This is a genomic window from Streptomyces sp. NPDC005784, assembly GCF_042871525.1.
GTDB lineage: Bacteria > Actinomycetota > Actinomycetes > Streptomycetales > Streptomycetaceae > Streptomyces.
The window spans coordinates 432,728-455,009 of the sequence record NZ_JBIAIQ010000001.1; the positions used below are offsets into that span (position 1 = coordinate 432,728).

Annotated in this window: 17 protein-coding genes; 7 read left to right on the forward strand and 10 right to left on the reverse strand. The window is 71.1% G+C overall.

All coding sequences use genetic code 11. The annotated features are described in order from the left end of the window. Window positions 1-33: 33 nt before the first annotated feature. The 7 genes from murD to rsmH form a co-directional block, all read right to left on the reverse strand. A complete protein-coding gene (gene murD / locus ACFYR3_RS01895; RefSeq protein ID WP_389281033.1) occupies window positions 34-1,461 on the reverse strand; it encodes a UDP-N-acetylmuramoyl-L-alanine--D-glutamate ligase in 1,428 nt (475 codons plus the stop codon). Further along, a complete protein-coding gene (mraY, locus tag ACFYR3_RS01900; RefSeq protein ID WP_355850399.1) occupies window positions 1,443-2,516 on the reverse strand; it encodes a phospho-N-acetylmuramoyl-pentapeptide-transferase in 1,074 nt (357 codons plus the stop codon). Before mraY ends, murD begins: the two co-directional genes overlap by 19 nt. Next, window positions 2,513-3,919: a UDP-N-acetylmuramoyl-tripeptide--D-alanyl-D-alanine ligase gene (murF, locus tag ACFYR3_RS01905; protein ID WP_355850402.1), complete on the reverse strand. Its 1,407-nt coding sequence runs from the start codon at window positions 3,917-3,919 to the stop codon at window positions 2,513-2,515. Before murF ends, mraY begins: the two co-directional genes overlap by 4 nt. Window positions 3,920-3,923: 4 nt before the next feature. Then, window positions 3,924-5,444 carry a UDP-N-acetylmuramoyl-L-alanyl-D-glutamate--2,6-diaminopimelate ligase gene (locus ACFYR3_RS01910; protein WP_355850405.1) on the reverse strand — a complete coding sequence of 507 codons (1,521 nt, stop codon included), beginning with the start codon at window positions 5,442-5,444 and terminating at the stop codon, window positions 3,924-3,926. A gap of 204 nt (window positions 5,445-5,648) precedes the next feature. Next, window positions 5,649-7,601, reverse strand: coding sequence for a penicillin-binding protein 2 (locus ACFYR3_RS01915; protein ID WP_355850408.1), 1,953 nt, complete (start codon window positions 7,599-7,601; stop codon window positions 5,649-5,651). 5 nt (window positions 7,602-7,606) lie between these two features. After that, the gene (locus tag ACFYR3_RS01920) at window positions 7,607-8,179 is read right to left on the reverse strand and encodes a hypothetical protein (RefSeq protein WP_355850411.1); all 573 of its coding nucleotides are present in this window, start codon (window positions 8,177-8,179) and stop codon (window positions 7,607-7,609) included. Between the two features lie 215 nt (window positions 8,180-8,394). Further along, window positions 8,395-9,402 carry a 16S rRNA (cytosine(1402)-N(4))-methyltransferase RsmH gene (gene rsmH / locus ACFYR3_RS01925; RefSeq protein ID WP_389281036.1) on the reverse strand — a complete coding sequence of 336 codons (1,008 nt, stop codon included), beginning with the start codon at window positions 9,400-9,402 and terminating at the stop codon, window positions 8,395-8,397. 425 nt (window positions 9,403-9,827) lie between these two features. Between rsmH and ACFYR3_RS01930 the strand changes: the two genes are divergently transcribed. From ACFYR3_RS01930 to ACFYR3_RS01945, 4 genes are all read left to right on the forward strand, one after another. After that, a complete protein-coding gene (locus ACFYR3_RS01930; RefSeq protein WP_355850417.1) occupies window positions 9,828-10,376 on the forward strand; it encodes a carbonic anhydrase in 549 nt (182 codons plus the stop codon). Between the two features lie 263 nt (window positions 10,377-10,639). Next, the gene (locus tag ACFYR3_RS01935; protein WP_355850420.1) at window positions 10,640-11,674 is read left to right on the forward strand and encodes a MoxR family ATPase; all 1,035 of its coding nucleotides are present in this window, start codon (window positions 10,640-10,642) and stop codon (window positions 11,672-11,674) included. Next, window positions 11,674-13,038 carry a DUF58 domain-containing protein gene (locus ACFYR3_RS01940; protein ID WP_355850423.1) on the forward strand — a complete coding sequence of 455 codons (1,365 nt, stop codon included), beginning with the start codon at window positions 11,674-11,676 and terminating at the stop codon, window positions 13,036-13,038. The genes ACFYR3_RS01935 and ACFYR3_RS01940 overlap by 1 nt, the downstream gene beginning before the upstream one ends. After that, on the forward strand, window positions 13,035-15,425 hold the full coding sequence (locus ACFYR3_RS01945) for a DUF3488 and DUF4129 domain-containing transglutaminase family protein (protein WP_389281039.1): 2,391 nt from the start codon (window positions 13,035-13,037) through the stop codon (window positions 15,423-15,425). The genes ACFYR3_RS01940 and ACFYR3_RS01945 overlap by 4 nt, the downstream gene beginning before the upstream one ends. A gap of 446 nt (window positions 15,426-15,871) precedes the next feature. Here ACFYR3_RS01945 and ACFYR3_RS01950 read toward each other — a convergent pair whose 3' ends face one another. The 3 genes from ACFYR3_RS01950 to ACFYR3_RS01960 form a co-directional block, all read right to left on the reverse strand. Beyond that, window positions 15,872-16,270: a DUF3040 domain-containing protein gene (locus ACFYR3_RS01950; RefSeq protein WP_355850428.1), complete on the reverse strand. Its 399-nt coding sequence runs from the start codon at window positions 16,268-16,270 to the stop codon at window positions 15,872-15,874. Window positions 16,271-16,544: 274 nt separating this feature from the next. Then, on the reverse strand, window positions 16,545-17,315 hold the full coding sequence (locus ACFYR3_RS01955) for a methyltransferase (RefSeq protein WP_355850430.1): 771 nt from the start codon (window positions 17,313-17,315) through the stop codon (window positions 16,545-16,547). 279 nt (window positions 17,316-17,594) lie between these two features. Next, entirely contained in the window at window positions 17,595-18,149 is a 555-nt protein-coding gene (locus ACFYR3_RS01960; RefSeq protein ID WP_389281041.1) for an SAV_6107 family HEPN domain-containing protein, read from the reverse strand. Window positions 18,150-18,327: 178 nt separating this feature from the next. Here ACFYR3_RS01960 and ACFYR3_RS01965 point away from each other — a divergent pair, with 178 nt between their 5' ends. The 3 genes from ACFYR3_RS01965 to ACFYR3_RS01975 are packed head-to-tail and all read left to right on the forward strand — an operon-like array spanning window position 18,328 to window position 22,029. Further along, entirely contained in the window at window positions 18,328-19,293 is a 966-nt protein-coding gene (locus ACFYR3_RS01965; protein WP_389281043.1) for an ATP-binding cassette domain-containing protein, read from the forward strand. Then, the gene (locus ACFYR3_RS01970) at window positions 19,280-21,364 is read left to right on the forward strand and encodes a YhgE/Pip domain-containing protein (protein WP_356783920.1); all 2,085 of its coding nucleotides are present in this window, start codon (window positions 19,280-19,282) and stop codon (window positions 21,362-21,364) included. Before ACFYR3_RS01965 ends, ACFYR3_RS01970 begins: the two co-directional genes overlap by 14 nt. Before the next feature lie 35 nt (window positions 21,365-21,399). Then, window positions 21,400-22,029 (forward strand): TetR/AcrR family transcriptional regulator, encoded by a 630-nt coding sequence (locus ACFYR3_RS01975; RefSeq protein WP_355850441.1) that lies wholly within the window; start codon window positions 21,400-21,402, stop codon window positions 22,027-22,029. Window positions 22,030-22,282: the final 253 nt, after the last annotated feature.

The following is a 22,282-nucleotide window of genomic DNA, read 5'->3' on the forward strand; positions in this document are numbered from 1 at the left end:
TCCCTCCCAGGTTCGCCCGGCCAGGCAACCGGGTCAGGCGCCGAGTTCGCGGACCGCCTCCGCGAACGCGTCACCGCGCTTGTTGTAGTTGGCGAACATGTCCATGGACGCACAGGCCGGGGCCAGCAGCACCGTGTCCCCGGGCTCGGCGAGCCCCCTGGCCTCCTGAACAGCCGCGAGCATCGCCCCAGTGTCGGTCCGGTCGAGGTCGACGACGGGTACTTCCGGTGCGTGTCGCGCCAGGGCTTCACGGATCAGCGCGCGGTCCGCGCCGATCAGGACGACACCCCGGAGCCGCTTCGCCGACCTGGCGACCAGCTCGTCGAAGGTTGCGCCCTTGGCGAGCCCGCCGGCGATCCACACGATCGAGTCGTAGGCCGCCAAGGAGGCTTCCGCGGCGTGGGTGTTGGTGGCCTTGGAGTCGTCGACGTAGGCGACCTGGTCCACATCGGCGACGTGCGCGATGCGGTGGGCGTCCGGGGTGAAGTCCCGCAGTCCGTCCCGTACGGCCCGGGGAGGCACCCCGAAGGCGCGCGCGAGGGCCGCCGCGGCAAGGGCGTTGGCGATGTTGTGCGGGGCGGGCGGACGGACGTCGGAGACCTCCGCCAGCTCCTGCGCGTTCTTCTGCCGGTTCTCGACGAAGGCGCGGTCGACCAGGATGCCGTCCACGACGCCGAGTTGGGACGGCCCGGGAGCGCCGAGGGTGAAGCCGACAGCCCGGCAGCCCTCCTCGACGTCCGCCGCGCGCACCAGGTCCTCGGTGGCCTTGTCGGCCACGTTGTAGACGCAGGCGACCCGATTGCCTGCGTAGACCCGGCCCTTGTCGGCGGCGTACGCCTCCATGGAGCCGTGCCAGTCGAGATGGTCGGGCGCGAGGTTCAGTACGGCCGCGGAGTGGGCGCGCAGCGAGGGCGCCCAGTGGAGCTGGTAGCTGGAGAGTTCGACCGCGAGGACGTCGTACTCCTGCTCGCCGAGGACGGCGTCGAGGAGGGAGACGCCGATGTTGCCGACGGCGGCCGTGCGCAGGCCGGCCGCCTTCAGGATGGAGGCGAGCATCTGGACGGTCGTGGTCTTGCCGTTGGTGCCGGTGACCGCGAGCCAGGGCGCGGCCTTCCTGCCGTCCAGTTCCCGCAGCCGCCAGGCGAGTTCGACGTCGCCCCAGACCGGGACGCCCGCCGCGGCGGCCGCGGCGAACAGCGGTTTGTCCGGCTGCCAGCCGGGCGCGGTCACGATGAGCTCGGTGCCCTCGGGCAGGGTCGCGCCGTCACCGAGGCGCACGGTGACGCCGAGCGCCTCCAGTTCCGCGGCCTGCGCCCGGGCCCTTTCGTCGTCGCCGTCGTTGACGACGGTGACGAGCGCGCCGAGGCCGTGCAGCACCTTGGCGGCCGGGATGCCCGAGACGCCGAGGCCGGCGACGGTGACGTTCTTGCCCTGCCAGTTGGTCACTTCTTGGCTGCCCATCCTGCGTAGAAGAGGCCGAGTCCGACGATGACGCACATGCCCTGGATGATCCAGAAGCGGACCACCACAAGGACTTCGGACCACCCCTTTAGTTCGAAGTGGTGCTGAAGTGGGGCCATTCGGAAGACGCGTTTCCCGGTCAGCTTGAAGGAACCGACCTGGATGACCACCGACATGGTGATGAGGACGAAGAGGCCGCCGAGCAGGGCGACCAGAATCTCCGTGCGGGAGCAGATCGCGAGACCGGCGAGCGCGCCGCCGAGGGCCAGCGAACCGGTGTCACCCATGAAGATCTTGGCAGGCGAGGTGTTCCACCACAGGAAGCCGAAGCAGGCGCCCATCAGGGCGGAGGCGACGACCGCGAGGTCGAGCGGATCGCGTACCTCGTAGCAGGCCGCCGGGTTGGTGAGGGTCTGCGCGTTGGCGCAGGACTCCTGGAACTGCCAGACACCGATGAAGGTGTAGGCACCGAAGACCATCGTCGCGGCGCCGGTGGCGAGGCCGTCCAGACCGTCCGTCAGGTTCACGCCGTTCGACATGGCGAGGATCATGAACAGTGCCCAGACCACGAAGAGCACCGGGCCGATGGACCAGCCGAAGTCCTGGACGAAGGAAAGCTTCGTGGAGGCCGGGGTGTTGCCGAGGTTGTCGGCGAACTGCAGCGCGAGGACCGCGAAGGCGATGCCGACGATCAGCTGGCCGGCCATCTTCGCCTTGGCCCGCAGACCGAGCGAACGCCGCTTGACGATCTTGATGTAGTCGTCCAGGAAGCCGACCAGGCCCATGCCGGACATCAGGCCGAGCACCAGCAGACCCGAGAAGGTGGGCGGATAACCCGTGATCACCTTGGACAGGAAGTACGCGATGATCGTCGCCAGGATGAAGGCGATACCACCCATGGTCGGCGTACCGCGCTTGCTGTGGTGCTCGCGCGGGCCGTCGTCACGGATGTACTGCCCGTAACCCTTGCGGGCCAGCAGCTTGATCAGCAGCGGAGTACCGATCAGGGTCAGGAAAAGACCAATGACTCCTGAGAACAGGATCTGCTTCATCATCGGGCGGAAACCTCACCCTCGGTACCGTCGGCGAGCAGCGCGAGCGCCACCCGTTCCAACCCGACGGACCTGGACGCCTTCACGAGCACGACGTCCCCTGGGCGCAGCTCGCTGCGCAACAGGTCGACAGCCGCCTGTGCGTCGGACACGTGCACCGACTCCTCACCCCACGAACCCTCGTTATATGCGCCCAGTTGCAGCCAGGACGCTTCCCTGCCCCCGACCGCGACGAGCTTGCCGACATTGAGCCGGACGGCAAGCCGTCCGACCGCGTCGTGCTCGGCGAGCGCCTCGTCCCCGAGCTCGGCCATCTGACCGAGCACCGCCCACGTACGACGTCCCTTGCCCATCGCCGCGAGCGCGCGCAGGGCGGCTCGCATGGACTCGGGGTTCGCGTTGTAGGCGTCGTTGACGACCGTCACGCCGTCCGGACGCTCGGTGACCTCCATCCGCCAGCGGGAGAGGGAGCCCGCCTCGGAGAGCGCGCGGGCGATCTCGTCTGCGGACATGCCCAGCTCATGGGCGACGGCGGCCGCGGCGAGCGCGTTCGACACGTGGTGCTCACCGTACAGGCGCATGGTCACATCACTGCACCCGGAGGGTGTGCGAAGACTGAAGGAAGGCTGTCCACTCTCCGTGAGCCGGACGTTCTCGGCCCGTACGTCCGCTTCGTCGGACTCTCCGAAGAGGATCACGCGTGCCTTCGTACGCGATGCCATGGCGCGTACGAGGGGATCGTCGGCGTTGAGGACCGCGGCGCCGTCCTCGGGGAGGCTCTCGACGAGCTCGCCCTTTGCTTGCGCGATCTGCTCGCGGCCGCCGAACTCGCCGATGTGGGCGGTGCCGACGTTGAGGACGAGACCGATCTTCGGCGGGGTGAGACCGGTGAGATAGCGGATGTGGCCGATCCCGCGGGCGCCCATCTCCAGCACGAGGAACTTCGTCTCCTCGGTGGCGCTCAGCGCGGTGAGCGGCAGCCCGATCTCGTTGTTGAGGGAACCGGGTGTGAAGACGGTCGGCGCCTTGCTCCGCAGTACCTGGGCGATCAGGTCCTTGGTGCTGGTCTTGCCCGCGGAGCCGGTGAGGGCCACGAGGGTCGCGCCGAGCCGTTCGACGACATGGCGGGCGAGGGCGCCGAGGGCCGTCTGCACGTCGTCGACGACGATGGCGGGCACACCGACGGGGCGGGACGCCAGGATGGCGGCCGCGCCGGCTCCGATCACCGCCTCGGCGTAGTCGTGGCCGTCGACCCGTTCGCCGACGAAGGCGACGAAGAGACTGCCGGACTCCACTTCGCGGGAGTCTCTGACGACCGGTCCGGTGACCTGCACCGCCGGATCCGGTATGTCGTACGTCTGCCCGCCGACGACTGCTGCGATCTCGGCGAGAGAGAGGGCGATCACAAGTTCATCCCTGGGTCTGCTGGATAGCTTCGCGAAGCACTTGGCGGTCGTCGAAGGGACGCACCACCCCGGCGATGTCCTGGCCCTGCTCGTGGCCCTTGCCCGCGACCAGCACGGTGTCGCCCGGCTTTGCGCGCGCGACGGCCGCGGCGATGGCCGCGGCCCGGTCCTCGAAGACCTGGACCTCGCCACGCTCGTGCGCCGGCACCTCGGCGGCTCCCGCGAGCATGGTGGCGAGGATCGCCAGCGGGTCCTCGGAGCGGGGGTTGTCGGAGGTCAGGACGGCGGTGTCGGCGAGCCGGGCCACGGCCGCGCCCATCGGCTTCCGCTTGGTCTTGTCACGGTCGCCGCCGCAGCCGAGCACCGCGTGCAGGCTGCCCTCGGTCACCTTGCGCAGGGCGCGCAGGACGGATTCGACGGCGTCCGTCTTGTGGGCGTAGTCGACGACGGCGAGGTACGGCTGGCCCTCGTCCACGCGCTCCAGCCGTCCCGGGACCCCCGGGACGGCGGCGATGCCGTCCGCGGCGGTCTGCGGATCGAGCCCGGCGGCCGCGAGGGCGACGATCGCGGCAAGCGTGTTCGCCACGTTGAAGGGGCCCGCGAGCGGCGAGCGGGCGGTGATCCGCTCGCCCTTGGGGCCGACCGCGGTGAACGTCGAGTCCATCGGGCCGACTTCGACGTTCTCGGCGCGCCAGTCCGCGTCCGGGTAGCCCTCGGCGGAGAAGGTGACGACCGGGACGGTGGCTTCCCCGGAGAGCCGGCGGCCGTACTCGTCGTCGAGGTTCACGACGCCGAGCCGGCTGCGTCTGGCCGTGAACAGCTGCGCCTTGGCCTGGAAGTAGTCCTCCATGCCGGTGTGGAACTCCATGTGTTCCGGGCTGAGGTTGTTGAAGACGGCGACGTCGAAGACGCAGCCGTCGACGCGGCCGAGGACCAGCGCGTGGCTGGAGACCTCCATCGCGACCGAGTCGACCCCGCGCTCGCGCATGACGGCGAACAGGGCCTGGAGGTCGGTGGCCTCGGGCGTGGTGCGCTCCGACTTGATGCGCTCGTCGCCGATGCGCATCTCGACCGTGCCGATCAGGCCGGTGGAGTGGACCGTCCGCAGACCGCCCTCGATGAGATAGGCCGTCGTGGTCTTGCCGGAGGTGCCCGTGATGCCGATCTGGAGGAGATCGCGCCCCGGGTGGCCGTAGATCGTGGCCGCCAGCTCGCCCATCGATCCGCGCGGGTCGTCGACTACGAGGACCGGCAGCCCGGTGGCCTCGGCGCGCCCGGCGCCCGTCGGGTCGGTGAGTACGGCGACGGCGCCGAGGCCGGCCGCCTGGGTCACGAAGTCGGCGCCGTGCAGACGCGCGCCGGGCAGGGCGGCGTACAGGTCGCCGGGTCGCACCGCGCGGGAGTCATGGGTGATGCCCGTGACCCCGACGTCGCTCTCCGGCTTCTCGGCGCCCAGCTGATCGGCCAGCTCCGCGAGGTGGATGGCGGAGACGTGAACCGGCCGTGGCGGCCCCGGATATGTCACAGGAGCGCCCTTCTGGGTGGTTTGGGACTGATCAGCTTGTGGCACGGCGGTGAGCGTACCGGGCTCACCCCCGCCGGGGCGAAGCGAGGCCGAGGACGGGGTGTGCCGGGAGGAATGGTTCCCGGGGTCCGGGGTGATCGTTGTCACGAGTGGTTCCTGGTCCGTTGTGCGTGGGTGCTGATCACGGCGTGCGGTCGGGGGCGGTCACGGCTTGAACTCCACGGGCAGCCGGGCCGCGTGGGCGCCGGTGGGCGGGACCTGAAGGGTCTTCAGGGCGAACTCCATCACCTGCTTGAAGACGGGTCCGCAGATCTGGCCGCCGTAGTAGAGGCCCTTCGTGGCGTTCTGGATCGCGCAGTACACGGTGATCCGGGGCTTGTCCGCGGGCGCGAATCCGGCGAACGACGAGGTGTAGCCGTGGTACTTGCCGGTGGCCGGATCCACGCGGTTGGCCGTACCCGTCTTGCCCGCGACCCGGTAGCCGGGGATGCGCGCCTTGATGCCGGTGCCCTGCTCGTCGTCCACCACGGACTCCAGCATCTGGGCGAGCGTCTTCGCCGTCTTCTCGCTCACGACCCGGCTCTTCCTGGGCGCGGCGGCGGGTGTGAAGCGGCCGTCGGGTCCCTTCGTACCGCGCACCAGGGTCGGCTCGACACGGACGCCGCCGTTGGCGATCGTCGAGTAGACGGAGGCCGCCTGCATCGCGTTGATCGACACGCCCTGGCCGAAAGGGATCGTGTACTGCTGCGAGGTCGACCACTTGTCTGCGGGCGCGAGGATGCCCGCCGTCTCGCCGGGGAAGCCGAGCCCGGTGTGGCTGCCGATGCCGAACTTGCGCAGATACGAGTAGAGGACCTGGTTGGCCTGTTTCTGGGTCTTGCCGAGCTGGCCGGTCGCCAGGATGGTGCCGATGTTGCTGGATTTGGCGAGCACCCCGTTGAGCGTGAGGTCCCAGGTCTTGTGGTCGATGTCGTCCTGGAAGAGGCGGTCGCCGCGGTGCAGCCGGTTGGGCACGACGACATGGGTGCCGGGTGTGGCCACGTTCTCCTGGAGGACGGCGGCCATCGACATCAGCTTGGCAGTGGAGCCCGGTTCGTACGCATCCTGGAGGGCCGCGTTGCCCATGGCCGCCGCGTTGGCCTGGGTGAGGTCGTTGGGGTCGAAGCCGGGCGAGTTGGCCATGGCGAGGACCTGGCCGGTCCTGGTGTCCTGCACTATCACGTAGCCGCGGTCCGCCCTGGACTTCTTCACCTGCTCGGTGATGGCGTCCTGCGCGGCCCACTGGATGTCCCGGTCGATGGTGAGCTCGACGTCGGAGCCGGCCACGGCCGGTGTCTCGGTGGAGCCCACGGTCGGCACCTGTCGGCCCCCGGACTGGGCGTAACGGATCTTGCCGTCCTTGCCGGTGAGCTCCTTGTTCAACTGCTGCTCGATGCCGCCGCCGCCCTTGCCGTCGGCGTTGACCCAGCCCAGTATCCCGGCGGCGAGATCGCCGTTCGGGTACACGCGTTTACTGGCCGGCACCGCGAGGACGCCCGCGAGGACGTTGACCGTGCTCTTGTCGGTCTCCGCCTTGGTCCCGAGCGTGCTCTTCAGGTCCTTGATCTGCTGCCAGACCTGGGGGGTGCGGCGATGCGCGAGGAGTGTGTAGCGGGTGTTACTCGTCCGCAGTTTCCTGGCGACGGTGTCCACGTCCTGGCCGATGATCGGGCCGAGGAGAGCGGCGGCCTGTTCGGGAGCGTCCCCCACATGGGTGGCCGCGCGCGTGAACATCGTCGGGTCCGCGGTGATGTCGTACGCGTCCACGCTCGTCGCCAGCTCGACGCCGTCGCGGTCGGTGATCCCGCCGCGCTCGGCGGCCAGCGTGCGTCCGACGTACCGGTTCTGCTCGGCCTTCGCGGCGTAGGTGCTCGCGTCCACGGCCTGCACCTGGAGCAGCCGGACGACGAAGGCGATCATCACCAGTGTCAGCGCGAGGCTGACCATGCGCAGGCGGGGTCGGGGGCTGCCGAGCCGGATGACGCGCGGGCCTTCGGAGCGGTCCGCGGCCGGGCGGCGCACGGGGCGGCCGCCCGGGCCGGGGCGGCTCCGGCCGCCCGGGCGCACGGGCCTGGCGGGGCCGGGTACTCGGCGGCGCGGCGGTTCCCTGTCGGACACTTCCGTCACCTGCCGGGGGTTGTGGAGGGCTGCGTGGACGGGGCGGGGGCCCTGGTGGTGAGCGCGCCCGGGGACGGCTGCCCCGGGACGGACGTCGAGGCGGAAAACGGTGCCGCGCTCCGCGCCGGGCTGGTGGCCGGGCTCGTGGTGCGGGCCGGGACCGGGGCGAGGACCTCGGGCGGGGGGATCATCGGGGCCCGTGCGGCCGACTGCTGGCCGTCGGCTCCGGGGACGCCCTTGACCGTGCCGTCGGGGTTGAGGAAGGCCGGGTCGCCGCCGGGGACCATGCCGAGTTCGCGGGCGCGGCGCTGGAGGGCGTCGGGGGCGGAGTAGGCGTCCACGTCCCGCTGGAGGCCCTGCTCCTCGTCGGTCAGGCTCTTGGTCTCCTTCTGGAGGTCGTCGAGGCGGAACGCCCCTTCGCTGAGCGCCGAGTTCAGCACGAGGAGCCCGATGAGACCGCCGCCGAGGAGAAGGACGACCAGGAGGACGAAGGGGGTGCGGGCGGCCTGCCCGGCCCCGGCCGGAAGGAGCCGCGCGAGCCGGGCGGCCCGCCCCCTGAGTTCGGGTTTGCCGCTCACGCGCCCTCCCTGTGGGTCTGGTGCGCCGGCTTCACGGCCGCACCATGGGTTCGGTTCCCGTACTCACGAAGCCGTCGCGGGTTCGGTTCCCGGACTCACTGAGCCGTCGCGGGTCCGGATTCCCGACCCGCGCCGTCCGGCGGGTCAGGAAGACGGGCCCACGGCCTTCCGCGAGTTCGGATTTCCGACTCACGACCCCTCCTTCTCCCCGCGCCTCACTCGGCGGCTTCCTCGCGGATGCGCTGTGCCCCCCGCAGCCGGGCGGGAGCGGCTCGCCGGTTCTCGGCGACCTCTTCCTCGGTGGGAAGTTCGGCACCGCGGGTGAGGAGCTTGAGCCGGGGCTGGTAGCGCTCGGGGACGACCGGCAGTCCGGGCGGCGCGGTGTTGGCGGCGCCGGCCGCGAACACCTGCTTGACCAGCCGGTCCTCAAGCGAGTGGTACGACAGCACGGCGATACGGCCGCCGACGGCGAGCGCCTGCACGGCCGCGGGAATCGCCCTCTCCAGGACACTCAGTTCGCCGTTGACCTCGATGCGCAGTGCCTGGAAGGTGCGCTTGGCGGGATTGCCCCCGGTGCGCTTGGCCGCCTGGGGCAGCGCGTCACGGATCAGCTCGACGAGCCGCGCGCTGTTGGTGAAGGGGTCCTTCTCGCGTTCGCGCACGACCGCGGAGACGATCCGCTTGGCCTGCTTCTCCTCGCCGTACGCCCGCAGGATCCGCACCAGTTCGCCCGGCGGGTAGGTGTTGAGGACCTCGGCCGCGCTCATGCCGGTCGTCTGGTCCATGCGCATGTCGAGCGGGGCGTCCTGCGCGTACGCGAACCCCCGGTCCGCCTCGTCGAGTTGCATGGAGGAGACACCGAGGTCGAACAGGACGCCTTGGACACGCGGGATGTCCAGGCGGTCGAGCACGTCGGGGAGTTCGTCGTAGACGGCGTGCACCAGGGAGGCGCGGTCACCGTAGGGGGCGAGCCGCTCTCCGGAGAGGCGCAGCGCCTCCTTGTCACGGTCCAGGGCCACGAGCCGCACTTCGGGGAACCGGGTGAGCAGTGCCTCGCTGTGACCGCCGAGCCCGAGCGTGCAGTCGACGACCACGGCTCCCGGTTCGGCGAGGGCCGGGGCCAGCATGTCCAGGCACCGCTGGAGCATGACCGGGACGTGTCGGCTCTGCCCCTCCGGTCGCCCGCTGTCGCCCTCGTTGGGAAGCGCTTCGCGCCCTTTCATTCCGGGCCCTCTCAGGTCCGGCGCGGCCATACGCACTGCCGGGTCCCCACCCGCTCGGGAAGGGGAGGTCTGTGGCGCCGGATGAATGGCGTCAGCCGACCGGGAGCGGGAGGAGGCCGAGCCGTACGTACGCGCCGCGCACGCGGGGAAACTCCGGAAAGTCGCCGGGTCTCCAGGAGAAAACAGTCCAGCGGGGAGAGCCTCGCCTCCCGCTTCGCGTCACTTTAGTCCACGGTGTCTCGCGGTCAATCAACCGGCATGCGCGTCGCGGACAGCGCTCGGATCGAAGCCGCGGATCCGGAAGAATCACCCGAACGGGCACGTCGTCACCCCCCGTGTGGATTACCTCACAACAAGCCGCGATGACATTCTTTGTCCCCTCTCACAGCAGGACCGCTCCATACGTGACCAGTACCGTCATGGGTATGACGACTTCCGCATCTGTTCCCACCGAACCCGAAGGCGCCATAGCGGCGGAGCGCACGGTCACCGACCGTCTCGTCGGCGCGAACGAGAAATACGCCGCCGCTTTCACCGACCCGGGGATGGACGCCCACCCCGTGCTGCATGTCGCGGTGGTGGCGTGCATGGACGCCCGGCTCGACCTGCACGCCGCGCTCGGCCTGGAACTGGGTGACTGCCACACCATCCGCAACGCGGGCGGCGTGGTCACCGACGACGTGATCCGGTCCCTCACCATCAGCCAGCGGGCGCTCGGCACCCGCAGTGTGGTCCTCATCCACCACACCGGCTGCGGTCTGGAGTCCCTCACCGAGGACTTCCGGCACGACCTGGAGATGGAGGTCGGCCAGCGCCCCGCATGGGCGGTCGAGGCCTTCCGGGACGTCGAGCAGGACGTACGGCAGTCGATGCAGCGCGTGCGCACCTCCCCGTTCCTGGTGCACACGGACGACGTCCGCGGCTTCGTCTTCGACGTCACGACCGGCCTGCTGCGGGAGATCGACCCCTCCTGACCGGCCTCGCCGTACCCCCCGATCGCCGGCCCTCCGCAGCTCGTGGGACTCTCTCTTCACAAAAAACCCCGGCCGTCCGGTGCTCAAAGGGCCGTAAGAACTGACATATCGCGGCCACTTATCCACAGGCGAGTGACACGAACCGGTAACGGCAACAAGAATGCGGTTGTGGCGTCACGCGGAACCTTTCGCGCGTGGTGTCCGTGTTTCGGGGTGGGCCGGTCCGCACAGGGCGTCGGCCCGAACGGGCCGAGGAGGGCCGGGTGACGACCTATGACGATCGAGCGAGCCTTACAGATCTGACCGCCACTGCGGAGCGTGTCCGCAGTTCGGTGGAAGGAGTGATCGAAGGCAAGCCTGAGGTCGTACGGCTTTCGCTGACCGTGCTGCTCGCCGAGGGTCATCTTCTGATCGAGGATGTCCCGGGCGTCGGCAAGACCATGCTCGCCAAGGCGCTGGCACGGTCCATCGACTGCTCGGTGCGGCGCATTCAGTTCACGCCCGACCTGCTGCCCTCGGACATCACGGGTGTGTCCATCTGGGACCAGCAGCGCCGGGACTTCGAGTTCAAGCCGGGCGCGATCTTCGCGCAGATCGTGATCGGCGACGAGATCAACCGCGCCTCGCCCAAGACGCAGTCCGCGCTCCTGGAGTCGATGGAGGAGCGGCAGGTCACCATCGACGGGCAGACCTATGAACTGCCCAGCCCGTTCATGGTGGTGGCCACCCAGAACCCGGTCGAGATGGAGGGCACCTACCCCCTGCCGGAGGCCCAGCGCGACCGCTTCATGGCCCGTGTCTCCATCGGCTACCCCAGCGCGGAAGCCGAACTGCAGATGCTGGACATCCACGGCGGGGTGAGCCCGCTCGACGACCTCCAGCCGGTCGCCCACGCGCACGACATAGTGAAACTGATCGACGCGGTCCGCACGGTCCATGTCGCCGACCCGGTGCGCCGCTACGCGGTGGACCTGGTGGCGGCCACGCGCACCCACCCCGACCTCAGACTCGGCGCCTCACCGCGTGCCACGCTGCATCTGCTGCGCGCGGCGAAGGCGTCCGCCGCTCTCAGCGGCCGGGAATTCGCGCTGCCGGACGATGTGCAGGCGCTCGCCGTCGCGGTCCTGGCCCACCGACTGCTGCCCACGGCCCAGGCACAGTTGAACCGCCGCACGGCCGAGCAGGTCGTCCAGGAGATCCTCCAGCGCACCCCGGTGCCCGCCGCTCCCCAGCAGTCCGGCCTCTCGATGGGCCGGGGCGCGCCCACGTTCGGTCAGCAGCCGCCCCGGAGGCTGTGATGACGCAGGCGAGCACGGGGCACACCGCCGAGGGGGACAAGGGCGGGCTGCGCACCGCGCTCGCCGGGCTCAGCACACGCGGTCGCTCGTTCCTGGCCGCCGGAGTGGCCGCCGCGATCTGCGCGTACGTCCTGGGGCAGAGCGATCTGCTCCGGGTCGGCCTGCTCCTCGCGGCCCTGCCGCTGGTGTGCGCGACCGTGCTGTACCGCACCCGCTACCGGGTCTCGGGCAGCCGCAGGCTCTCCCCCGGGCGCGTGCCCGCCGGCTCCGAGGCCCGCGTCCATCTGCGCATGGACAACGTGTCGCGGCTGCCCACCGGCCTGCTGATGCTCCAGGACAAGGTGCCGTACGTCCTCGGTCCGCGCCCCCGCTTCGTGCTGGACCGGGTGGAGGCGGGCGGCCGTCGCGAGGTGTCCTACCGGGTTCGCTCGGACCTGCGCGGCCGCTACCCGCTGGGTCCGCTCCAGCTGCGGCTGACCGACCCGTTCGGCATGTGCGAGCTGACCCGCTCCTTCTCGACGTACGACACCCTGACGGTCATCCCGCGCGTGGAGGCGCTGCCCCCGGTGCGGCTGACCGGCGAGGCGAAGGGGTACGGCGACGGGCGGCAGCGCTCACTGGCCCTGGCCGGCGAGGACGACATCATTCCGCGCGGGTACCGCTACGGCGACGACCTGCGCCGCGTGCACTGGCGGCTGACCGCTCGCTACGGCGAGCTGATGGTCCGCCGCGAGGAACAGCCCCAGCGCTCCCGCTGCACCGTGCTGCTGGACACCCGGGGCATCGCCTTCCAGGGCGCCGGCCCCGACTCGGCCTTCGAATGGGCCGTCTCGGGCACGGCGTCGACGCTGGTGCACATGCTCGAACGGGGCTTCTCCGTCCGTCTCCTGACGGACACCGGCACCTCGGTGCCCGGCGAGGGCGCCGACGGGTTCGCGGGCGCCAGCCAGGAGTCGGCGGACGCCGCCGGGATGATGATGGACACGCTCGCCGTCATCGACCACTCGGAGGGCATGGGCCTGTCCCGGGCGTACGACGTGCTGCGCGGTGGCAACGAAGGACTGCTGATCGCCTTCCTCGGCGATCTCGACGAGGAGCAGGCGACGGTGCTCGGCAAGATGCGCCAGCGCAGCGGCGGGGCCGTCGCGTTTCTGCTGGACAGTGAGTCCTGGGTGCGGGAACCGACCGAGGTGCCCGGCCCGTTGGACAGGAGCGTGGACCGGTTGCGCATGCTGCGCGAGGCGGGCTGGACCGCCGTGATGGTGCCGCGGGGGGCGTCGCTCGCCGACCTGTGGCGCGAGGCGGACCGTCAGCGCACGCACGTGGCGTCGACGGGGACTACCGCGGGGGGTGGTGGCGTATGAGTGGGCGAGCCCGACTGGCGCTGTGCGCGGCGGCGGCCACGCTGATGACGTCCTGCGCGCTGTTGCCGCTGGTGAGCCCGGCGACGTGGATCTTCCAGGCGGCGTTCCTGCTGGCCTTGCAGACCGGTGTGGGCGCGCTGACCCGGCGGGTTCCGCTGGCCCGGCCGCTGACCGTGGCGGCACAGGCGCTGGTGACGCTGATGCTGCTGACGCTGGTCTTCGCCCGGCATCAGGCCGTCGCCGGGATCGTCCCCGGGCCAGAAGCCTTCCAACACCTCTCGGAGCTGCTCCAGGCGGGCACCGACGACATCGGCAGATACTCGATTCCGGCCCCGCTGTCGGACGGGATCCGGCTGATGGTGGTCGGCGGCGTCCTGGTGATCGGGCTCGCGGTGGACGCGCTCTCTGTGACCTACCGCAGCGCCGCGCCCGCCGGCCTTCCGCTGCTCGCCCTGTACTCGGTCGCCGCGGGCCTCTCCGGAGGTGGCGCGGCCTGGCTGTGGTTCCTGCTCGCGGCCGCCGGCTATCTGATGCTGCTGCTGACCGAGGGCCGGGACCGGCTCTCGCAGTGGGGCCGGGTCTTCGGCGGAGCCGCCCGCGCAGCCGGCCCGGAGCCTGTGGGCGGCGTCGTCGCGCCCGTCCGCACCGGGCAGCGGATCGGCTTGGTCGTGCTGGGCATCGCCCTGTTCGTGCCGTTCGTCCTGCCCTCGCTCGACGGCGGTCTGCTGGACGGCGCGGGGCGGGGCATCGGCAACGGCACCGGGGGCGGTGGCACGATCTCCGCGGTGAACCCGCTGGTCTCGCTCCGCGACAGTCTGAACGTGGACGAGGACCGCACGGTCCTGACGTACCGCACCAACACCGCGGAGACGCAGGACCTGTATCTGCGGATCGTCTCGCTGGACGACTTCGACGGCACGGCGTGGAAGCCGGCCCAGCGCCACATCGTGGACGTGCCGAAGACGTTCCCGGCGCCGATCGGTCTCTCCGGCCAGGTCAAGCGGGCGACGATCCAGACCCGTATCGCGGCGGCGGACTGGTACGCCCAGGACTGGCTGCCGATGCCGTACCCGGCCAGCAAGGTCGACATCAGCGGCAGCTGGCGCTACGAACCCGTGGGGCGCACCCTCGTCGGGGACCACGGACAGAACACGCGCGGCGTGCAGTACCAGGTCACGAGCCTGATGGTGGAGCCGACGGCGCAGCAGTTGGCGAGCGCGCCGGAGCCCTCGCCCGCGATGAGGCGCGAGTACACCAAGGTTCCTGATTCGTTGCCCGCGGTGGTGGCGAACACGGCCCGCAAGGTCACCGCGGGCTCGGCCAACCAATACGAGCAGGCGGTCAAGCTCCAGGACTACTTCGCCGCCAGCGGCAACTTCCGGTACAACACCCAGGTGCAGGCCGGCAGCGGCTCGACAGCGATCGCGAACTTCCTGAAGGACAAGGAAGGCTTCTGCGTCCACTTCTCCTTCGCGATGGCCTCGATGGCACGGACGCTCGGGATTCCGGCCCGCGTGGCGGTGGGTTTCACGCCCGGGACTCCGCAGGCGGACGGTTCGATGTCGGTGGGGCTGCGGGACGCGCATGCCTGGCCCGAGCTGTACTTCGAGGGCGTGGGCTGGACCCGCTTCGAGCCGACCCCGAGCCGGGGCACGGTGCCGTCGTACACCCAGACGAACACGCCGGGCAACGACGTGCCGGCCGCGCCGAAGCCGACGTTCTCGACGTCCGCGGCACCCTCCACCGCGCCGTCGGCCAGCGAGAGCTGCTCGGCCCAGCTGCGAAGGCTGGCGGCCTGCCCGGGCCAGTCCTCGACTGTGGCGGTCGGCGTCCAGGACGACGACTGGCCCTGGTTCAACATCCTGGGGCTGACGCTGGCCGGGCTCCTGGTGCTGGGAGTTCCGCTGCTGCCCATGCTGTGGCGGATGCGGGTACGGGCGGTCCGGCTCGGCGGCCACGGCCGTACCGAGGCGGACGTGGCGGCGTACACGCTGGGGGCCTGGCTGGAGGTGACCGATTCGGCGTGGGACTACGGGATCACGCCGGAGGAGTCGCAGACGCCGAGGAAGGCCGCCGAGCGGATCGTCGCGCTCGGGCGATTGGATCCGGAGGCCGCGGTCTCGGTGCACCGGCTGGCAGCGGCCGTGGAGCAGGTTCTCTACGCTCCGCACCCCCGGCCGGAGGCGGGCCTCGCGATCGACGCGCGCCGTGTCGAGGAGGCCTTCCGGATCTCCGCGAGCCGTCCCGCCCGTCTGCGTGCTCTCCTCGCTCCTCGTTCGGCCGTCCGGATGATCTGGGCGGCCTCGACCTTCCTGACAACCCTGAGAACCCGCCTGTCGGCCCGCCGGCAGTCCCTGTTCCACCGCCCGTCGAGCCAGAACGGCTGACGGACACCGGGCGCTTTGCTCTCGCCGGGCCCGAGCGGCTTACGGCCCGCGGCCTGGCGAGGGCCGGCCGCTGAGGGCCGGTCGGCCTGACGTTGAGCGGTCATGGGCGGTCCGGCGCCCGTGACCGGCGCGGACGACGGTCCCGCCGGACGATGGCGGTCCCTGGCCGGGCGCCGCCGACGCCTTGGGGACGGGTGGGCACAGCCACCCGTGCCGGGCGCCGTCGCGAGTTGAGCGCGCGGACGCCAGAGCGGGTTCCCGCGGCCGGGTGAGGCGCCGGGTGCCCCGGTCGGCGCGCACCGAGCGGCACCGCACTCCGGCCCACGGGCCGGGCGCGCGGCGGCTGTCCGACCGCGCTCCGACCGCGCATACGCGTGAGGGGGCGTCCACCCTGATCCGGGTGGACGCCCCCTCACGCGTATGTCTGCGGCTGCGACGCCGGAGGCTCAGTTACCGCCCTGTTCGTCGCGGCGACGCTGCCAGCGCTGTTCGATTCGATCCATCACGGAACGGCGTTGTCGGCCCTGACGGCGAGCGGCGGGTGAGCCCGACGCGGCTGGCTGCTCACCCGGCTTGGGAGCTTTGCGCCAACCGGTGACGGCAAGCACCGCGCAGCCCAGCATCACGAGGAAGCCCACCACGCTCAGCCAGATCTGAAAAACAACCATTCCGGCAATGAGGAGCGCGATACCCACCAGGAAGCCCGCGACCGCCTGGTAAACCCGTCGCCGGGTGTACGTACGCAGCCCGCTTCCCTCAAGCGCTGTCGCGAACTTGGGATCTTCGGCGTACAGCGCTCGCTCCATCTGCTCGAGCATTCGCTGCTCGTGCTCCGAGAGCGGCACGGAGTCCTCCTCATCGTGCAGTCGCCGGGGCGACCGGGGGTCCCCTTCAGGATAGGCAGGGAATCGCCCCCGTGAAACCCGCCCCTCTACGCCAATTCGCCAACCGGAACCCGTCATGGCACCCCGATGCGCTGAGGCGTGCATTCCCCAGCGAACGGTCCGTCATGCCGGACGGTCTCCCCCGATCATACGGCGCCGAGCACTCGATCGGGTGGTCTGTGGCGTACTCCATCCGCCGCCAAGCCCCTGATCAGCGGCGCACCACGGGAGCAGCTCAGTCCCCGGCAGCCCCTCGGGCCTCACCGAGCACGTGGAGCTGCGTGGCCACGGAGTGGAACGCGGTGAGTTCGGCCGCCGCCGCTTCCAGCTTCAGCAGGGCCTCCATGGCACCCGGCTCGGTGTCCACCAGGACACCCGGCACCAGGTCCGCGAAGACCCGCACGCCGTGCACGGCACCGACGTGCAGGCCGGCGCCGGCGACCAGGGAGGTGAGCTGTTCGGCGGTGAACCGGTGCGGAACAGGATCACCCTCGCCCCAGCGTCCGTCCGGGTCGTCGAGTGCGTGCCGGGCCTCCTTGAAGTGCCCGGCGAGGGCGCGGGCCAGGACGGCTCCGCCCAGGCCCGCGGCGAGGAGGCTGAGCACGCCCTCGGGCCGCAGGGCGTCCACCACGTTCCGGACGCCCTCGGCCGGGTCGTCGACGTACTCCAGGACGCCATGGCACAGCACGGCGTCGTAGCGGCCGCGCTCGACCACGTCGAACAGGCCGTGCGCGTCGCCCTGGACACCCTGCACGCGGTCGGCGACGCCGGCCTCGGCGGCGCGGCGCTCCAGCGCGAACAGCGCGTTCGGGCTGGGGTCGACGACGGTGACACGGTGGCCGAGGCAGGCGACGGGCACGGCGAAGTTGCCACTGCCGCCGCCCGTGTCCAGTACGTCGAGCGACTCCCGCCCGGCGGCCTTGACCCGGCGTTCCAGGGCGTCCTTGAGGACTTCCCAGACGACGGCGGTACGGAGAGAAGCGCGGGGGCGCATCGGGTCCGACACGGCAGTTGACTCCTCGGCGCGGCACCGCCTCTTGAACGGCGGAGCGATCTTCGGGCCTCCCGGCGGGGAGGCAGCAGGCGCCTCCACCCTATTGCCTCCGCCGCCGTGACCGATCCTCCGTCTCAAGTGCGCCGGATCGTTTGACGAGCGGCTGCCGGATGGCGCGAGGAGCGGGTGCCGGATCGTGTGATGAGCGGGTGCCGGATGGCGCGACGAGCGGGTGCCCGGCGGACGCCGAGTCGCTGTCGTCCCCGCGCTCCGCCCGACGCCCCCTCGCGGTCAACCCGCGTCCGGAACCCCCCTGTCCGCCCGGTCCGGGTCCCCGTCCTGCCGGGGCTGGGGCAGCACGGGTTGCAGCACCAGCATCCGCTCGACGAGGCGCAGGAACATGGCGACGTCGCGTATCAGGTCGTCGGCGTCGCGGATGCTGGCCGCTCCCTGGATACCCGCCTCCGCGCGGGCACGGCGGGTGGCCCCGGAGGCGAACAGCGCGCTCCACTCCGTCAGTTCGGGCGCGATCTCCGGGAGTACTTCCCAGGCGCTGCGGATACGGGCCCTGCGCCGGGCCGTGGGCTCCGGGCGGGCTCGCGCGGCCAGGACGGCGGCGGCGGTGCGCAGCGCGGCCAAGTGGGCCGTCGCGTACCGCTCGTTGGATGTCTCCAGAGCCGTCGCCTCGTCGAGTCCGGCGCGGGCCTGGGAGAGCAGGTCGAGGGCGGCGGGCGGGGCCGTGGCCCGGCGGAGCACGGGGTGGACGTCGCCCACCGGTCCGGTCAGTGAGGGGGCAGGGCCGGTGGCGCGGCGCCGACGGGCGGCGGCTGCGGAAGAGTTGGCCATGACGAACCTCCTGTCGTCGTGTGACGGCACTGTGGCCGTATGTACACATCGTGCGGTATGCCACTGACAATCCGTTCTGACCTGGGCTTTTGCTTCGATCGAAGGTTCGGGATAGTTTTTGCACTGACCAGTCAGTTCAAAAAAAGTAGTTCGATGGTGTTCAGAGGATGGGGGAGCTGTGGACGGTCCGCACGGACTGGGCGTCACGGCCGAGGACTTCGGGCTCAAGGGGCCCCGCGGGTGGGCGTTCCGCGGGGTTCGTCTCGACGCGGAGCCCGGATCGCTCATCGCGATCGAGGGGCCGTCCGGGTCCGGCCGCACGTGCCTGCTGCTCGCCCTCACGGGCCGGATGAAGGCCACCGAGGGGACGGCGGCGGTGGGCTCGTCGAGGCTGCCGAAGCAAATGGCCGCGGTGCGCCGGGAGAGCGCGCTCGCGCACGTGCCTGGGGTCACGGACCTCGACCCCGCCTTGACCGTCGGGGAGCACCTGCGGGAACGGGCCCTGCTGCAGCGGCGGTTCGGGGGTTCGCTGCGCGCCCTGCTGCGGCCCCGCGGCGAGCGGGTGAGCGCGACCGAGCTGCGGATCCGCGAGGCGTCGACCGCCGCCGGACTCGACCCGGAGACGCTGCCCAAGGGACCGAGAACAGCCGTACGTGATCTGGAACGGATCGAAGCGCTGCGGCTGTCCCTCGCGTTGGCTCTGATCGGCCGGCCGCGGCTGCTCGGTGTCGACGACACCGACCTCAAGCTCTCGGACGCCGAACGGGCCGATGTCTGGGCCCTGTTGACGTCTCTCGCCGAGTCGGGCACCACGGTCGTGGCGGTGTGCAGCGAGGCTCCCGAGGGTGCCGTCGTCGTGTCCACCGTGCCGTCCGGCACGTCGAGGAACGCCGACGGACAGGACCCCGACGGCGCCCGCGCAACCGCGCCCGGGATCGGGATCGGGATCGGGAGCACCGCCGAGACCGCCGGGATCACCGGCGGCACCGCCGCGGCCGCCGAGGCCGACACCACCAACACCGATGCCACCGCCGATGCCACCGTCATCGCCGACGCCGACGCCGACGCGGAAACGGACACCGCCGTCGACAGCGACAGCGACAGCGACAAACACGACAGGGAGACGGCCGATGCGCTCGCCTGAATTGGCCCTTCTCGAACTCCGTCGCTTCGGCCGGGGCAAGCTCCCGCGTGCCGCGCTGGTCGCGCTCCTACTGCTGCCCCTGCTGTACGGCGCGCTCTACCTGTGGTCGTTCTGGGACCCGTACGGCCGTCTCGACCGTATCCCCGTGGCGCTGGTGAACGACGACAAGGGGGCGACGGCCGGCGGCCGGAAGTTCGCGGTCGGGGACACCATCACCGAGGGGCTGCGGGACAGCGACACCTTCGAGTGGCACGAGGTGAGTTCCGCCGAGGCCCACCGGGGCGTGGAGGACGGCACGTACTACCTGTCGCTGACCATGCCGGGCGACTTCAGCAAGAGGATCGCGTCCAGTTCGGGGGCGTCACCCGAGACGAGTGCGCTCCAGGTGCGGACCAACGACGCGAACAACTACATCGTCGGGCAGATCTCCCGCACGGTGTTCAGCGAGGTGCGGACGGCCGCGTCCACGAAGGCCTCGCGTTCGTTCCTCGACAGGATCTTCATCTCGTTCTCGGACATCCACGGGAAGACCGTGCAGGCAGCCGAGGGCGCCGACCGCCTCAACGGCGGGATCGGCAAGGCGAAGAAGGGCTCCAAGGACCTCGCGGACGGCCTGAAGGAGGCCAAGAAGGGCAGCGGAAAGCTCTCCGGTGGGCTGAGGAAGCTCAACACGGGCGCGAGCGACCTGGAGGACGGTTCGCGCCAGGTCGCGGACGGCACCCGGGCGCTGGCCGACAAGGTCAACGGGGTCGCGGACAAGGTGGGCCCCTTCCTGAAGGACAACGAGAAGTCGATCGGTGACACGGCCCGGCTGGTCGCCGACTCGGCCGCGGGGATCCGCCACAACCTCGACACCCTGGTGAAGACGGCTCCGGCCGCGGCCAAGGGCGCGCGCACCGCGTCCGACGCGCTGAACGCCGTCCACCGCGCGCGGTGCGAGACCCTGCCGGTCCCGGACGCGGCGTGTCCCGAGCTGACGAAGGCCGTGGAGGCGGCCGCGGACGTCGTCAAGGTCACCGACGACGTGAACACGCTGATCGATGACCAGGACGGCGATCTCGACAAGCTGGACAAGAGCCTGGCGACGTTGGAGAAGCAGGCGCAGGCCCTCGCCGATCGCTCGCCGCATCTCTCCGAGGATCTCGACGACGCCGTCTCCAAGGTCAACAAGTTGAACGACGGAGCCTCCGCGGTCGCCAAGGGCGCGCGGCGGCTGCATTCCAATCTCGGCACCGCAAGGACCGGCGCGACGAACCTCGACGAAGGCGTCGGCCGGCTGAACACCGGCGCGAGCGATCTCGACGGAGGCCTGTACAAGCTCGTCGGCGGCTCCGGGAAGCTGGCCGGCGGCCTGCACGACGGCGCCGAGCAGATCCCCGACTACGACAAGCCCGACCGCGACGTGCGCACCCAGGTGATGGCCGACCCGGTGCACATGGCCTCCAGGGACCTGCACAAGGCGCCCAACTACGGCACGGGATTCGCCCCGTACTTCATCCCGTTGTCCCTGTGGGTAGGCGCGATGGTGGCGTACATGCTGATCCAGCCGCTGAACCGGCGCGCGCTCGCGGCGGGCGCCTCGGCCTGGCGCATCGCGCTGGCGGGCTGGCTGCCGGTCGCCGTCGTCGGCGTACTCCAGACGGCCGCACTGATGGCGGTGCTGCACTGGGCGATCGGCCTCCAGATGGTGCGGGCGGCCGGAACGGTGGGCTTCCTGTTCCTGGTGACGGCCTGCTTCGCGGCGATCGTGCAGTGGCTGAACGCGCGCTTCGGAGCGGCGGGCCGGATCCTCGTCCTGGCCTTCCTGATGCTCCAGCTGACGTCGGCGGGCGGCACCTACCCCGTCCAGACCAGTCCGGGCTTCTTCAACGCGATCCACCCCTTCCTGCCGATGAGTTACGTCGTGGAGGCCCTCCGGAGGCTCATCACTGGCGGCGGCCTGGAGCCGGTTCGGACGGCGTGCGTCGTACTGACGGCCTTCACCGTGGGCGCCCTCGCGCTCACGGCGCTGACAGCGCGCCGCAAGCAGGTGTGGACCCTCGACCGGCTGCATCCGGAGCTGAGCCTGTGACCACGCGCGCGGGCGCTCCTGTGACAATCGGAGCCATGGAAAGCAGCAGCACCACGGCGGGCGGCGGCGGCCGCCGCGAGGCGACCCGGCAGAAGCTCTACGAGGCGGCCGTCACCCTGATCGCCGAACAGGGTTTCTCCGCCACCACGGTGGACGAGATCGCCGAGCGGGCCGGGGTCGCGAAAGGCACGGTCTACTACAACTTCGCGAGCAAGTCGGTCCTCTTCGAAGAGCTGCTGCGGCACGGCGTGGGGCTCCTCACCGCCTCGCTGCGTGAGGCGGCGGAGAAGACCGCCAGGGACGGCGGCAGCAAGGTCGACGCGCTGGACGCGATGATCCGGGCCGGGCTCGTCTTCATCAACCGCTATCCGGCGTTCACCCAGCTGTACGTGGCCGAGCTCTGGCGCACCAACCGGGCCTGGCAGTCCACCCTGATGGTGGTGCGGCAGCAGGCGGTGGCGGTCGTGGAGGGCGTTCTGCGCGATGCGGTGGCGGGCGGGGAGCTCAGCGACGAGATCGACATTCCGCTGACGGCGGCGGCGCTGGTCGGGATGGTCCTGGTGGCCGCCCTGGACTGGCAGGCCTTCCAGCCGGAGCGCTCCCTCGACGACGTCCACGCGGCGCTGTCCCGGCTCCTCCAGGGTCGCGTGAGCGGCCACCGCTGAGCGGGGGTGCCGGGCCCCACCGGGCCCGCGCCGGAGGTCGACCCGAGCGCCGGGCCCGCGCGGTCGCCCAGGCGCCGGTCCCGCGCGCACTCGCCGGGCGCCGGTCCGGCGGAACCGAGCTCCGCGAACCGCCCACCCCGCACCCCGCACCCCGCACCCGGCACCCGCCGTCAGAGCCAGAAGGCGGCGGGGACGCCGCTGCGGAGCGCTTCGGGCCGGCGCAGACGAAAGCGCCGGTCCGGGTGGCCGCGTC

Excerpts from the sequence above, each read along its gene's own strand:
- murD (WP_389281033.1), bottom strand. The coding sequence starts at position 1,461 with ATGGGCAGCCAAGAAGTGACCAACTGGCAGGGCAAGAACGTCACCGTC.
- mraY (WP_355850399.1), bottom strand. The coding sequence starts at position 2,516 with ATGATGAAGCAGATCCTGTTCTCAGGAGTCATTGGTCTTTTCCTGACC.
- rsmH (WP_389281036.1), bottom strand. The coding sequence starts at position 9,402 with ATGAAAGGGCGCGAAGCGCTTCCCAACGAGGGCGACAGCGGGCGACCG.
- ACFYR3_RS01930 (WP_355850417.1), top strand. The coding sequence starts at position 9,828 with ATGACGACTTCCGCATCTGTTCCCACCGAACCCGAAGGCGCCATAGCG.
- ACFYR3_RS01940 (WP_355850423.1), top strand. The coding sequence starts at position 11,674 with ATGACGCAGGCGAGCACGGGGCACACCGCCGAGGGGGACAAGGGCGGG.
- ACFYR3_RS01945 (WP_389281039.1), top strand. The coding sequence starts at position 13,035 with ATGAGTGGGCGAGCCCGACTGGCGCTGTGCGCGGCGGCGGCCACGCTG.
- ACFYR3_RS01960 (WP_389281041.1), bottom strand. The coding sequence starts at position 18,149 with ATGGCCAACTCTTCCGCAGCCGCCGCCCGTCGGCGCCGCGCCACCGGC.
- ACFYR3_RS01970 (WP_356783920.1), top strand. The coding sequence starts at position 19,280 with ATGCGCTCGCCTGAATTGGCCCTTCTCGAACTCCGTCGCTTCGGCCGG.
- ACFYR3_RS01975 (WP_355850441.1), top strand. The coding sequence starts at position 21,400 with ATGGAAAGCAGCAGCACCACGGCGGGCGGCGGCGGCCGCCGCGAGGCG.